The following is a 12,879-nucleotide window of genomic DNA, read 5'->3' as shown; positions in this document are numbered from 1 at the left end:
GACCCGCGCCAGCGCTTGCGATGTTGGATTGGTGATCCATGCCACCGCCGCCCATCCCGCGCGCGGCGGGACGGGTGGCAGCGTATGCAAGAGGCTTAGATGCCGAAGAAATCGGCCATCAGTTCGAGCTGGTGCTCCAGCATGGGCCGGCCGAGATGGATGCGGCAGCCGGCGTCGCGCGCACGGGCCAGAAGCGGTGTGATTTCCGGCTCCATGATGATTTCCGCCACCACCATGGACGCGTCGAGCCGCGCGGCGTCGAGCGGCAGGGGATCGTCCGGCTTCATGCCGAGCGAGGTGCCGTTGACGACGATATCGTGTCCAGACGGGTCTTCGCCGCCGGCGGAGATCGACACGCCGGGATGCGCGGCGGCGATCCGGTCGCACAGGTCCTGCGCCTTGGCGCGGGTGCGGTTGGCGATGGTGAGGTGGGAAATGCCCGACGCCGCAAGGGCGAAGGCGATGGCACTCGCCGCGCCACCCGCGCCGGCGAGATAGATCCGCCGGCCCGCCAGAGTCACGCCCGCGCCGAGAAGCCCGGCGACGAAGCCCGCCCCGTCCAGCATGTCGCCGTGCAGGCGATTGTCGGAAGTGCGGTGGATGACGTTCACCGCGCCCATGGCCTGTGCCCGCGCGCTCACCTCATCGCAATGGGCCAGCATCGCCGCCTTGTGGGGCACGGTGATGATGGCGCCGTCGAAGCTCTTGAGCGTGCGCAGGCTGTTCGCGAAGGCGGCGAGATTTTCCGGCGCGACCTGGAACGGCACCATGACGGCATCGCGGCCGCGCCGCTCGCAGATAGCGTTGATGCCGGGCGGCGCCTTCACATGGGCGATGGGGTCGGCGAGGATGCCGAGCACCCGCGTGTGGCCGGTGATCTGCGTGATGCTGCGTGCGCTCATGCCTGGAGCTTCCCATCCAGGCGCTTGGGCAGGCCGGGAGCACCCGCACCCTTCAGCTCCGGCGGCAGCAGCGCATCGGGCAGATCCTGATAGCTCACAGGCCGCAGGAAGCGGGCAATGGCCAGGGTTCCGACCGAGGTGGAGCGGCCATCGGCCGTGGCCGGGAACGGGCCGCCATGAACCATGGCATGCGCCACCTCGACGCCGGTGCCGAAGCCATTGACGAGGATGCGCCCCACCTTGCGCTCCAGCATGGGCACGAGCTCCCGCGCTGCCGGATAATCCGCCTCGTCGATGTGCAGGGCGGCGGTGAGCTGGCCTTCCAGGCTCTCCAGCACGCGCGTCAACTCTTCGACGTCCGCGCAGCGCACGACCAGGGAGGCGGCGCCGAACACCTCTTCGTGGAGGTCGGGATGGGTGAGGAATTCCGCCGCGCTGGTGGCGAACAGGGCCGGCCGGCCCTTCAGCGCGCCATCGGCCTGCCCGCGGGCCACCTCTTGCACCGCGCCGTGGCCGGCAAGGGTCTCCACGCCGGAATTATAGGCGGCGAGGATGCCGGGCGTGAGCATGGTGGCGGAGGGCAGTCCGGTGATCGCGGTCGCGGCGGCGGCGAGGAAGGCATCGAGCCCCGCGCCTTCGAGCGCCAGCACCAGCCCCGGATTGGTGCAGAATTGCCCCGCGCCCAGGCTCAGCGCCGCCGAAAACGCCGTGCCGATCTGCGCGCCGCGCGCGGCGAGCGCTGCCGGAAACAGGATCACGGGATTGATGCTGCTCATCTCCGCATAGACCGGGATGGGCTCGGCGCGTTCCGCCGCGATCTTCATGAAAGCGGTGCCGCCGGCCCGCGAGCCGGTGAAGCCGACCGCCTTGATGCGCCGGTCTGCAACCAGTCCCTGGCCCACCTTGCGGCCGCTGTCATAGAGGAGGGAGAACACGCCCTCCGGCAGGCCGCGGTCCGCCACCGCCTTCTGCACCGCTTTCCCGACGAGCTGGGAGGTGCCGGGATGGGCGGAATGGGCCTTCACGATCACCGGGCAACCGGCCGCGAGCGCCGAGGCGGTGTCGCCGCCGGCCACCGAGAAGGCGAGCGGAAAATTGCTCGCGCCGAAGACCGCGACGGGGCCGAGCGGCACATTGCGCAGGCGCAGGTCCGGGCGGGGCAGGGGCTTGCGCTCGGGTAGGGCTGGATCGATGCGCAGATCGAGGAAGCCGCCGTCACGCACCACCTGCGCGAACAGGCGCAACTGGCCGACCGTGCGGCCGCGCTCGCCTTCCAGGCGCGGACGCGGCAAGCCGGTCTCCTGCATGGCCCGCTCGATCAACCCATCGCCGATATCGAGGATGTTCTGCGCGACCGCCTCAAGAAACAGGGCGCGTTCTTCCAGGGATACGGCGCGATAGGTGTCGAACGCGGCTTCCGCCAGGGCGCAGGCGCGCTCCAAATCGTCCAGCGTCGCGCCACCGAAGGCGGGGGCGAGCGGCAGGCCGCTCGCGGCTTCCACCGCCCGGACCTCGCCGAGCGTGCCGGGCCGCGAGTCAGCGCCGATCAGCAGATCAGTCGTGATGGTCATGTCGGTCATCCTTCATCGAGGCGGGCAGCTGTCGCCCACGGATCGGCCTTGGTCGAGTCAAATATGACGGTGTCCTACCGTCATTTGCCCCAGCGCAGGGCCAGGGGATCGAGCTCCCGCGCGATCTCCAGCAAGCCTTCGCGGGTGGCGGGATGCACCGGCTCCAGCGGATGGCGGACCGCGTCGGAGGAGATCACGCCACCTTCCATCATGGCGATCTTTGCCGCGCGCAGGCCGCACTGGCGGTTCTCGTAATTGATCAGCGGCAGCACGCGGGCATAGGCCTGCGCCGCCTCCGCACGACGCCCGGCCGCGTGGTGGTCGAGCACCGGGCGCAGCAGATCGGGCAGCAGCGCGCTCGACATCACGCCGGTGGCGCCGGCGTCGAGATCGGCCATCAGCGTGATGGCCTCCTCACCGTCGAACGGGCCCTCGACGGCATCGCCGCCGGCGGCGATGAGCGCGCGCAGCTTGGCGGCGGTGCCCGCCACCTCGATCTTGAAATAACGCACCAGCGGCAGCTCACGCGCAAGCCGGACCATGAAGGGCACGGAGAGCGACACGCCGCTCAGCGGCGCGTCCTGGAGCATCACCGGGATGCCGGCAGCGTCCGCCACGCGGGCGAAATGGTCGAAGATGGCCTGCTCGTCGAGGCGGATGCCGGCGCCGTGATAGGGCGGCATGAGCATGATGAGGCTGGCGCCCGCGGCCCGCGCATGGGCGGCGCGCTCGGCGGCGACGCGGGTGGAGAAATGGGAGCAGGTCACCATCACCGGCACGCGCCCCGCCACATGGGCGAGCGACAGTTCGGTGAGGATGCGGCGCTCCTCGTCGGTCAGGAGGAACTGTTCGGAATAATTGGCGAGGATGCAGATGCCGTCCACGCCCTGGTCGATCATGCAGTCCAGCACGCGGCGCTGGCCTTCGGGATCAAGGTCGCCATTGGCGAGGAACGGGGTGGGCGCAACGGGAAACAGCCCGCGATAGGGCAGGGCGGCGGCAGTCATGGCGGCTCCTGAGGCACGGTGCGAACTCGAAGGGGCGCACGTCGCGCCCCCTCCATCATTGGCGAAGTTTCACTCGGCCGGGAGGTTCTCGGGCAGGGACTGGCCGAAATACTTCTTATAGATGCCGTTCAGCTTGCCGTTCTTCAGGTTGGCCGTCACCCACTCGTTCACGAACGTCTTCAGCTCGGGATCGGTCTTGCGCAGGCCGACGGCCATGGGATAGGCGGCCATCTCGATCTTCACCTCGAGCTGCTTGCCGGGGTTCTGCTCGGCCACCGCATTGGCGGTGGAGAGGGCTGCGGCCAGAATGTCCTGCTGCCCGGTGGCGACTGCGGTGTTGGCGGTGGCCTCGTCCTCATAGCGCACGATGTTGGCGGCGACCTTGGCCTCCTTGATGGTGCGTGTCAGCTCGATGTCGGCGGTGGTGCCGCGGGCAACCGCGATGGACTTTCCGGCCAGGTCGGCCGCGCCCTTGATGACCGTGGACTTGGGGGCGGATACCACCACCGGGATCACGCCGTAGGGGATGGAATAATCCACCACCTTCTTGCGCTCCGGCGTGATGGAAAAGGAGGCGATCACCAGGTCCACCTTGCCGGCCAGCAGCGTGGGCACGCGGTTCGCGCCCGAGACCGGCACCACTTCCAGCGGCACGCCGAGGTCCTGCGCCAGGAGCTTGGCGGTCTCGACGTCCGAGCCGGTCTCCTTGGCCTGCGCGTCCAGCATGCCGTAGGGCGGATGGCTGACATCGATGGCCACCAGCAGCTTGCCGCGCTGCTTGATGCCGGCGGGGGTCTCGGCGTTGGCGGCCAGCGGGCCGGCCACCAGGGCGACGGCGAGCGCAAGCGTGCCGGCGATGCGGGTCATGGTCATGGTCGAAAACTCCTCCGAATCTTGTTTTCTGTTGGCGTTGCAGGTGGGTGTCACAGGCCGTTGCCGACGAACTGGCGCAGTTCGACGGTCTGGGGATTGGCCAGCATCTCGCCCTTGCCGCTCTCCCACACCTTGCCCTGGTGCATGAACACCACGGCGTGGGCGACCGAGCGGGCGAAGGCCATTTCATGGGTGACGAGCATCATGGTCATGCCGCCCTTGGCGAGCCGCTCGATGACTTTCAGCACCTCGCCGGTCAGCTCGGGGTCGAGCGCCGAGGTGACCTCGTCGAACAGGATCAGCTTGGGATGCATGGCCAGCGAGCGGGCGATGGCGACCCGCTGCTGCTGGCCGCCGGAGAGCTGCTCGGGATAGCTCTGCGCCTTGTCGGCCAGCCCCACCTGCGCCAGCACCTCGGCGGCGAGGTCGCGCGCCTCGCCTTTACCGATGCGCTTCACCTTGCGGGGCGCCAGCGTCACGTTCTGCTCGACGGTCAGATGGGGGAACAGATTGTAGCTCTGGAATACGATGCCCACGTCCTGGCGCAGCTCGCGCAGGTCGACGGTGCCGCTGTGCAGGGCGCGCCCGCACACGGTCAATTCACCGCCGTCCACCTTCTCCAGGCCGTTGACGCAGCGCAACGCCGTGCTCTTGCCGGAGCCGCTGCGGCCGATCAGGGCCACCACCTCTCCCGGTGCCACGTCGAGGTCGATGCCCTTCAGCACGGCCAGCGCGCCGAAATTCTTGCGCACGTCGCGGAAGCGCACGAGGGGCGCGGCGGGGCTGGTCATGGGAGGGCTCTCATGCGAAGCGGCGGAAGGGGCGGGGGCTTTCAAATGCAGGGTCATGCCGTCTCCTCAGCCGCGGTGCAGCCGCCGCTCGAACCGGCTCGCCAGCAGCGACATGGGAAAGCAGATGGCGAAATAGATCACCGCGGCGATGGTGAAGACCGTGAACGGCCGGAAGGTGGAATTGTTGATCACCTTGGCCGAATAGGTGAGGTCGAAGAAATTGATGACCACCGAATAGGAGGTGTTCTTCACGATCTGCACCAGGAAGCCCACGGTGGGCGGCACCGCGATGCGCAGGGCCTGGGGCAGGATCACGAACACGAAGCGTTGGGTGGAGGTGAGCGCGAGGCACTCGCCCGCTTCCCACTGGGTGCGCGGCACGGCGAGGATGCAGCCCTTCCAGATTTCGCCGAGATAGGCGCCCGCATAGAGCGTCATGGCGACGCCTGCCGCCACCAGCGCCGGCACGTCGAAGCCGCCGATGCTGATGCCGAAATAGACCACGAACATGATGACCGGCAGGGGAATGCCCTGCACCACCTGTACCAGCACGCCGGACAGCGCGCGCGCAAGCCGGCTCTTTGCGGAACGCGCGAGCGCGACCGGAAGCCCGAGCAGCGTGCCGCCGACGAAGCCGAGCAGCGAGAGCACGATGGTCCAGCCCGCGCCGCGAAAGAGATAGGCGATCTGCTCGATGGTCAGTCCCAGCATCAGAGCCTCACAGCGGGGTGCCGAGCCGGCGCCGGCGGGGGAAGGAGACCTGGGCCACGCCGAGCAGCGTGAGGCGCAGGAGCGAGGCCGTCACGAGATAGATGACGGCGATCACGAGATAGACTTCGAAGCCGCGGAAGGTGAAGGACTGGATCATGTAGGCAACCCCGGTCAGCTCCTCCGCCGAGATCTGTGACATGATCGAGGTGGCCAGCATCATCAGCACGAACTGGCTGACGAGGGCGGGATAGACCCGCTCCACCGCCTGGGGCAGCTGCACCGACCACAAGGCCTGGCTCGGCTTCAGCGCGAGGCAGGAGGCGGCCTCGATCTGGCCCTTGGGGATGCTCAGGAAACCGGCGCGCATGATCTCGGCAGTATAGGCTCCGACATTGATCACGAGCGCGATCACCGCCGCCGCGAACGGACCGATCCGCACCTGGAGCACGGCGAGACCGAAGAACAGCCAGAACACCTGGATGATGAGCGGCGTGTTGCGGATGCCTTCCACATAGATCACCACCGCCCGCCGCGCCCAGGGTGGGCCATACAGGCGGCCGACCGCGCAGAGCGTGCCGAGCGCGAAGCCTGGCAGGATGGACGCGGTCGTCATTCCCAGAGTCAGCCAGATGCCATGCCACAGGTCTGGCAAATATTCATCCAGGAATGAGAAATCGAATTCGTAGGACAAGGCAAAAATCCGCGTCTTCAGAAGCGAAATTCATCGCATTCGATAAATATATAAACCTAGCGTGACGATACGTAACGCTTCCATCTCCGATCTGTGCTCGGGAGATGGAATTTTATGGTGTCATATCAGGGGCATAGGCGTTCTTTCCTGCCTATATTATTATCATTTTTCTATTGACTGGAGGACATCTAACATGATTGATTGATGCACGCAATAATCATTTTAGCGGATAATTCCATGCTGACGACGCGCACGGCCTCCCCGGTGATCCAACTGAACGCGCGGGACAATGTGGCCGTGGCCCGATCCGCCATTCCCGCAGGCACGCCGGTGCAGATGGAGGCGGCCGCCATCGTCGCGCTGGCCCAAATTCCGAGCGGCCACAAGATGGCGATTCGCGCCATCGCGGCGGGGGAGCCGGTGCTGAAATATGGCCAGGTGATCGGCATCGCCAGCACCGACATCGCCCCCGGCGCGCACGTGCACCTGCACAATCTCGCCATGCAGGAGAGCGGCGTCGATCACCATTTCGCGCAGGATGCCCGCCCCACCCCGCTGCTGCCTGAGGGCGAGCGCCGCACTTTCGAAGGCTATGTGCGCGCCGACGGGCAGGTGGGCACACGCAATTATATCGGCATCGTCAGCTCGGTGAACTGCTCGGCCACGGTGGCGCGCGCCATCGCCGACGGGTTCAATCGCGGCGGCGGCCTTGACGGGTTCGAGAACGTGGACGGCGTGGTCGCGCTCACCCATGGCACCGGCTGCGCCATCAACACCAAGACCGAAGGCTATGCCTATCTCACCCGCGTGCTGAGCGGCTATGCGAAGAACCCCAATTTCGCCGGCATCCTGATGATCGGCCTCGGCTGCGAGACCAACCAGATCGACCCCATCGTGAAGAAGTTCGGGCTTGAGGAAGGCCCGTTCCTGCGCACCATGACGATCCAGCACCTGGGCGGCACTCGAAAGACCGTCGAAGTGGCCTCCGCCATCATCCGCGAGATGCTGCCTGCCGTGAACGCCGCAAAGCGCACTACCGTGCCGCTCTCCGGCCTCAAGGTGGCGCTGCAGTGTGGCGGTTCGGACGGCTATTCGGGCATTTCCGCCAATCCGGCGCTGGGCCATGCGGCCGACCTCGTGGTGCAGCACGGCGGGACGGCGGTGCTGAGCGAGACGCCGGAAATCTACGGCGCCGAGCACCTGCTGACGCGCCGGGCGGTCACCCCCGCCGTGGCGCAGAAGCTGGTGGACCGCATCGATTGGTGGCGCCGCTACACCGAGCGCAACGAGGCGGAGCTGAACAACAATCCCTCCCACGGCAACAAGGCGGGCGGGCTTACCACCATCCTGGAAAAATCGCTGGGGGCGGTGGCCAAGGGCGGCACCATGCCGCTGGAGGCGGTCTATGAATATGCCGAGATCATCGACCGCACGGGCTTTGTGTTCATGGACACGCCCGGCTACGATCCGGTCGCCGTCACCGGCCAGGTGGCGGGGGGCTGCAACGTCATCGTCTTCACGACCGGCCGGGGCTCGGTCTCCGGCTTCAAGCCTGCTCCCTGCATCAAGGTCGCGACCAACAACGAGATGTACCAGCACATGCAGGAGGACATGGACGTCAATTGCGGTGGTATCGTCACCGGGGAGGATACCATCGAGGCGGCCGGGGAGCGGATTTTCGAGACCATCATCGCCATCGCCTCGGGCGCGCATACGCTGAGCGAGGATTTCGGCTTCGGCGACAATGAATTCGTGCCATGGCAAATCGGCGCGGTCACCTGAGCCGCGGCAAGGAGGCGCCGGTCGTCGACCGGACGCCCGCCTATGCTTTGATCGCGGAGCAACTGCGCCGCTCGATCTGCGGTGGCTCCCTGCCGCAGGGCGCGGTGTTGCTGGAAGGGCCGCTCGCGGCCCTGTTCGGCTCCAGCCGCTCGCCGGTGAAGCAGGCTTTGTCGGAACTTGAAAGCGAGGGGCTGCTCAGCCGGTTTGAGGGGCGTGGCCTGCTGGTCGGGCGCACCGAGACGCCGCAGCGCGTCAAGATCACCTCGGCCATGCTCCAGATGCAGGCCGAGCCCCCGGCCGCCGCCAAATCCTTCGCCTGGCAGTCGCTTTATTATGATTTCGAGCGCGAGATCATCCTGCGCTCGGTGTTTGGCCGTTTCCGCGTGAACGAACTGGCCCTGGCGCGCCATTTCGACGTGGGGCGCACGGTGGCGCGCGACCTGCTCATCCATGCGCGCGAGGTGGGCATCGTCTCCAAGGGCGAGAAATCCCATTGGTGGATCGTGCCGCTGGACGAAGCCCGCTTCCACGACCTCTATGAGCTGCGCATCCTGCTGGAGCCGGTGGCGCTGGAAAGCGCCATAGGCCGGATCCCGACGGCGCAGCTCGACAGTGTCGAAGCCCGGCTGAAGGACGTGATCGCACGCTTCCCGCAGGTGGATATTTCCGACCTCGACGTGCTGGAAGCCGATCTGCACATCGACTGCGTCGGCCACGGCCGCAATCCGGAACTCATCGAGGCGCTGCGGCGCACGCGCTGCATCCTGGTCTCGGGCAAGCACATCCAGGTGGCGCTGAATCGTGCGACCCTGGTGGATCCCTTCATGGACGAGCATCTGGATATCGTGCGGGCCGTGCGACGCGGCAGCGGGGCTGTGGCGAAGAAGGCGCTGGTGGCGCATCTGCGCGCGTCCAGCCAGAAGGCCGCCGAACGCCTCGCCGCCTTCCGCGCCTCCCAGAGCGTGCCGCATCTGCCGTATATCGCCTGAGGCGCATATTGCCGGGCACTTCGGTGCCGAACGGGCTCGGATTCCGGCGCGGACCATCTCGAAACCCGGAGCAGGCAGGTGCGTGGACGTGACCTTACGCGCAGCGTAAACACGTGAACCGTTTCGGATGCGCGCAAGGCAAGAGGCTCGACCCCATGTTCCCGCAACAGCTGGATCTCCCCCGCGCGACCCTCGCCGTCCTGTTCATCGTCGGGCTGATCGTCACCAGCTTTCTGATTCTGCAACCGTTCCTGCCGGCCATCGTCTGGTCGACGACGCTGGTCATTGCCACATGGCCGTTGATGTTGTGGGTGCAGGAGCACACGGGAAACCGCCGCGCGCTGGCGGTCCTGATCATGACCGTCGCCCTTCTGCTGGTGCTGATTATCCCGTTCTGGCTGGCGGTCGGCACCATTGTCGCCAATCGGGACCAACTCACCGAACTGGCGCGGGCCGCATTGTCCATACGGGTTCCGGCCCCTCCGAGCTGGCTTGCCGAGGTGCCGCTGTTCGGAGCAACCGCCGCCGAGATGTGGGGGCAAGTGACATCTGCGGGGCTCGACGATCTCACGCCGCGCTTGACGCCCTATGCCGGCGCCTTCACGCAATGGTTCGCATCCGCGGCCGGCGGCTTGGCCGGGATGTTCGTCCAGTTCCTGCTGACCACGGTGCTGGCCGCATGCATTTACGCCCAGGGCGAAAAGGGCGCGGAAATCGCGCTCGGCTTTGGCCGGCGCCTGGGCGGAGGTCGCGGGGAAATGGTGATCCTGCTGATCGGCCGCGCGGTGCGGGGCGTTGCGCTCGGCGTGGTGGTGACGGCGCTGGCGCAAAGCGCGCTCGGCGGCATCGCGCTGCTGGCGGTGGGGGTGCCGTTCGCACCCGTGCTGACGGCCCTGATGTTCATGTTGTGCCTGGTCCAGATCGGCCCCGGCCTTGTGCTTTTCCCCGCAGCATTCTGGATGTATTACAGCGGGGATACCGTCTGGGCCTCCGTCCTCCTGGTCATGGCGGTCATCACCGTGACGATGGACAATTTCCTTCGCCCCTTTCTCATCAAGAAAGGCGCGGATTTGCCGATCCTTCTGATATTCGGCGGGGTCGTCGGCGGCCTCATCGCCTTTGGGATGCTGGGGATATTTCTTGGTCCGACGATCCTCGCGGTTGCATATACTTTGCTCAACATATGGATCTCGGCCGGCCGCGAACTCACACCGATGGCAGATCCGGGTGAGCAAAGCGAGACAGGTGAAGCCGTGCCTGGCTTATGTCCGGTCACCCGCGATCGTGGCGCGCGCGAGGGCGGCGACACCGCTGCGTAATGCTTTTCCGGTGGGTCCCTGGGGCAAGGCGGGGACGATGTGGATGGCCTCGGGGACCTTGAACCGTTCGAGCCGGCTCGCGGCCCATGCCTTCAGCTCCGCCGCGTCCGTGTGCGCGCCCGGCTTGAGCACCACCGCGGCGTGGACGCTCTCGCCCAGCCGCGGGTCGGGCACGCCGGCGCATAGTGCGGCGGCCACGGCCGGGTGGTGCGAGAGGACGAGGTCGATCTCCGCCGGGGCGATCTTATTGCCGCCGCGCGAGATGATCTCCTTGATCCGGCCAACGATCTCGACATAGCCGTCCGCCCGCATGCGCGCGAGATCGCCGGTGCGGAAGAAGCCGTCCGTGAACGAGGCCTGCGTGAGCTCGGGATTGTCGAGATAGCCGAGCATCCCATAGGGGGAGCGAATGAGCAGTTCGCCGCTGTCGGCGTCCACCGCCTGCTCCGCCGGCCCGAGGCGGGCAATCACATTCTCGGTCGGGCGCCCGATGGTGCCGGTACCCGCGGCGTCTGCGGGGCCCAGGCAGAAGTCCGCGGCGCCGGTCTCGGTCAGGCCGTAGAGGTCGTAGACGCCGGCGCCGGGATGGCGCGCGCTCAGGGTTTCGGTAAGCGCGCGATCGAGTCCCTCGCCGCCAGTGAGCACCATGCGCAGCCGGTCGCCACTCTGGGGCGGATGGGCGAAGACCGTGCGCAGCATGGACGGCACGCAGCCGAGCACCGTGGTTCGCGGCATCAGCTCCAGCACGGTCTCGGCGGAGAACTTGCCCATCAGCACGATGCGGGCGGCGCGCGCCAGGGCGACCAGCAGCACCCATAGGCCGAAGATGAAGATGAGCTGGAGCGGCAGCAGCACCGTGTCGCCCGGGCCGATGCCGACGCGGCGCGCCAACACTCCGATCTTGCCCGCGAAGCCATCGTGGCCGAGCACCACGCCCTTCGGTCTGCCGGTGGAGCCCGAGGTGAAGACAATCAGCGCCGCCCCGCGCAGCAGCGGGCGTTCCGGCGGCGGGGCCATGGCGATGGTCGAAAGCGCGCCGCCGCCCACCAGGAAGCGCGCCCCCGATTGCATGGTGACGGCCTCGACCGTGGCCGGCGCAGCGTTGGCATGGAGCGGGACGGCGACCGCGCCGGCCTGCCACACGCCAAGGAACGCCACGAGGTCTTCCGGCCGGTTCGCCACGCGCACGAGCACGGGCTCGTCGCGCCCGAGCCCGGCCGCACCCAAGGCAGCAGCGAGAGCCCGCGCCCGGTCGAGGATGGCGCCCGGCGTAAGGGCGGCGCCCTCCGTGCTCTCGATGAGGAAAGGATAGGCGGCGAGGGCGTCGCTCGTCAGGCGGGCGAGGGCGGGGCTCATGGGCGCACCGGGGCGGTGCCGGCCGCCGAGAAGCGGGCGTCGCGCCAGGCGAGCGCGGCCTTCAGCCCCTCCGCCCGCGCAATGTCCATGAACCGCGTCTTGTCCGGCGATCCCTCGCCCTCGATGGCGAGGTCCATCTCGAGGGCGCTTTCCAGGCTCTGCAGCAGGCCCTGGGCCTCGATGGCGCGATTGAGTGCCCGCTTGGTCTGCTTGACCAGCCCGGGATCGATGACGGCAAGGTGCGCCGCGATGCGCAGCGCCTCCGCGTCCACCTCCGCGTCGGGCACCACGCGGTTCACCATGCCGATCTCCCGCGCCCGCGCCGCATTGATCCGGTCGGCGCCGGTGAGGATGATCTCCTTGGCGATCTTGGGTCCCACCAGCCAGGGCAGGATCATCACCACGATGCCCGCGCCGAACTTCAGCTCCGGTTCGCCGAAGAAGGCGTCCTCGCCGGCGATGGTCATGTCGCAGGCGAGGGCCAGCTCGCACGCGCCGGCAAGGCAGGGTCCGCGCACGGCGGCGATGGTCGGCTTCGGGCAATGCCAGAACCGCATCACCGTGTCGAAGTCCTTGCGCAGCAGCGGGCGCCAGTCGGCGACGCCGGATGGGCGACGCTCCATCTGCTCCTTCAGGTCGAAACCGGAGGAGAAAGCCTTGCCCGCACCGCGCACGATCACGGCGCGCACCTCGGGGTCCACCTCGGCGGCGTCCATGGCGGTGCAGATCTCGCCCAGCATCGCCTGGGACAGGGCGTTGGTGCGCTGCGGGCGATTGAGCGTGATGCGCGCGACCCCGTCGAGCCGCTCATAGATCAGGGTGGTGAACTCCATCTGCTCCTCGCTGCGGGTGAGGGTGCGGCCGGCGGGCGGCGCGGGATCGGGCGG

12 protein-coding genes are annotated in these 12,879 nt (G+C 67.6%); 3 read left to right on the top strand and 9 right to left on the bottom strand.

Going from position 1 to position 12,879, the window contains the following annotated elements:
* Nucleotides 1-95: 95 nt before the first annotated feature.
* From V5G24_RS17180 to V5G24_RS17150, 7 genes are all read right to left on the bottom strand, one after another.
* A complete protein-coding gene (locus tag V5G24_RS17180) occupies nt 96-902 on the bottom strand; it encodes a shikimate dehydrogenase family protein (RefSeq protein WP_394080796.1) in 807 nt (268 codons plus the stop codon).
* On the bottom strand, nt 899-2,473 hold the full coding sequence (locus tag V5G24_RS17175; protein WP_394080798.1) for an aldehyde dehydrogenase (NADP(+)): 1,575 nt from the start codon (nt 2,471-2,473) through the stop codon (nt 899-901). The genes V5G24_RS17180 and V5G24_RS17175 overlap by 4 nt, the downstream gene beginning before the upstream one ends.
* Before the next feature lie 80 nt (nt 2,474-2,553).
* Complete coding sequence (locus tag V5G24_RS17170) at nt 2,554-3,480, bottom strand: dihydrodipicolinate synthase family protein (RefSeq protein WP_394080800.1); 927 nt, start codon at nt 3,478-3,480, stop codon at nt 2,554-2,556.
* 69 nt (nt 3,481-3,549) lie between these two features.
* On the bottom strand, nt 3,550-4,353 hold the full coding sequence (locus V5G24_RS17165; protein WP_394080802.1) for a transporter substrate-binding domain-containing protein: 804 nt from the start codon (nt 4,351-4,353) through the stop codon (nt 3,550-3,552).
* 50 nt (nt 4,354-4,403) lie between these two features.
* The gene (locus V5G24_RS17160; RefSeq protein WP_394080804.1) at nt 4,404-5,144 is read right to left on the bottom strand and encodes an amino acid ABC transporter ATP-binding protein; all 741 of its coding nucleotides are present in this window, start codon (nt 5,142-5,144) and stop codon (nt 4,404-4,406) included.
* A gap of 66 nt (nt 5,145-5,210) precedes the next feature.
* Nucleotides 5,211-5,855, bottom strand: a complete 645-nt coding sequence (locus V5G24_RS17155) for an amino acid ABC transporter permease (RefSeq protein WP_394080806.1) — start codon at nt 5,853-5,855, stop codon at nt 5,211-5,213.
* Between the two features lie 7 nt (nt 5,856-5,862).
* Nucleotides 5,863-6,546, bottom strand: a complete 684-nt coding sequence (locus V5G24_RS17150; protein WP_394080808.1) for an amino acid ABC transporter permease — start codon at nt 6,544-6,546, stop codon at nt 5,863-5,865.
* Nucleotides 6,547-6,783: 237 nt separating this feature from the next.
* On the opposite strand from V5G24_RS17150, the gene V5G24_RS17145 reads away from it, so the two are divergent.
* From V5G24_RS17145 to ydiK, 3 genes are all read left to right on the top strand, one after another.
* A complete protein-coding gene (locus V5G24_RS17145) occupies nt 6,784-8,328 on the top strand; it encodes a D-arabinonate dehydratase (RefSeq protein WP_394080810.1) in 1,545 nt (514 codons plus the stop codon).
* The gene (locus tag V5G24_RS17140; RefSeq protein ID WP_394080812.1) at nt 8,304-9,317 is read left to right on the top strand and encodes a GntR family transcriptional regulator; all 1,014 of its coding nucleotides are present in this window, start codon (nt 8,304-8,306) and stop codon (nt 9,315-9,317) included. Before V5G24_RS17145 ends, V5G24_RS17140 begins: the two co-directional genes overlap by 25 nt.
* 155 nt (nt 9,318-9,472) lie before the next feature.
* On the top strand, nt 9,473-10,636 hold the full coding sequence (ydiK, locus tag V5G24_RS17135) for an AI-2E family transporter YdiK (RefSeq protein WP_394080815.1): 1,164 nt from the start codon (nt 9,473-9,475) through the stop codon (nt 10,634-10,636).
* Here ydiK and V5G24_RS17130 read toward each other — a convergent pair.
* A complete protein-coding gene (locus tag V5G24_RS17130) occupies nt 10,580-11,992 on the bottom strand; it encodes a class I adenylate-forming enzyme family protein (protein ID WP_394080817.1) in 1,413 nt (470 codons plus the stop codon). The genes ydiK and V5G24_RS17130 overlap by 57 nt on opposite strands.
* Entirely contained in the window at nt 11,989-12,825 is an 837-nt protein-coding gene (locus tag V5G24_RS17125; RefSeq protein ID WP_394080819.1) for an enoyl-CoA hydratase/isomerase family protein, read from the bottom strand. The genes V5G24_RS17130 and V5G24_RS17125 overlap by 4 nt, the downstream gene beginning before the upstream one ends.
* Nucleotides 12,826-12,879 lie beyond the last annotated feature (54 nt).

The organism is Roseixanthobacter finlandensis (assembly GCF_043195105.2).
Lineage (GTDB): Bacteria > Pseudomonadota > Alphaproteobacteria > Rhizobiales > Xanthobacteraceae > NCEH01.
This window is presented reverse-complemented; position numbering and strand designations above follow the sequence as displayed.

Excerpts from the sequence above, each read along its gene's own strand:
- V5G24_RS17175 (WP_394080798.1), bottom strand. The coding sequence starts at position 2,473 with ATGACCATCACGACTGATCTGCTGATCGGCGCTGACTCGCGGCCCGGC.
- V5G24_RS17165 (WP_394080802.1), bottom strand. The coding sequence starts at position 4,353 with ATGACCATGACCCGCATCGCCGGCACGCTTGCGCTCGCCGTCGCCCTG.
- V5G24_RS17145 (WP_394080810.1), top strand. The coding sequence starts at position 6,784 with ATGCTGACGACGCGCACGGCCTCCCCGGTGATCCAACTGAACGCGCGG.
- V5G24_RS17180 (WP_394080796.1), bottom strand. The coding sequence starts at position 902 with ATGAGCGCACGCAGCATCACGCAGATCACCGGCCACACGCGGGTGCTC.
- V5G24_RS17125 (WP_394080819.1), bottom strand. The coding sequence starts at position 12,825 with ATGGAGTTCACCACCCTGATCTATGAGCGGCTCGACGGGGTCGCGCGC.
- V5G24_RS17155 (WP_394080806.1), bottom strand. The coding sequence starts at position 5,855 with ATGCTGGGACTGACCATCGAGCAGATCGCCTATCTCTTTCGCGGCGCG.
- V5G24_RS17160 (WP_394080804.1), bottom strand. The coding sequence starts at position 5,144 with ATGACCAGCCCCGCCGCGCCCCTCGTGCGCTTCCGCGACGTGCGCAAG.
- V5G24_RS17140 (WP_394080812.1), top strand. The coding sequence starts at position 8,304 with ATGGCAAATCGGCGCGGTCACCTGAGCCGCGGCAAGGAGGCGCCGGTC.
- V5G24_RS17130 (WP_394080817.1), bottom strand. The coding sequence starts at position 11,992 with ATGAGCCCCGCCCTCGCCCGCCTGACGAGCGACGCCCTCGCCGCCTAT.
- ydiK (WP_394080815.1), top strand. The coding sequence starts at position 9,473 with ATGTTCCCGCAACAGCTGGATCTCCCCCGCGCGACCCTCGCCGTCCTG.
- V5G24_RS17170 (WP_394080800.1), bottom strand. The coding sequence starts at position 3,480 with ATGACTGCCGCCGCCCTGCCCTATCGCGGGCTGTTTCCCGTTGCGCCC.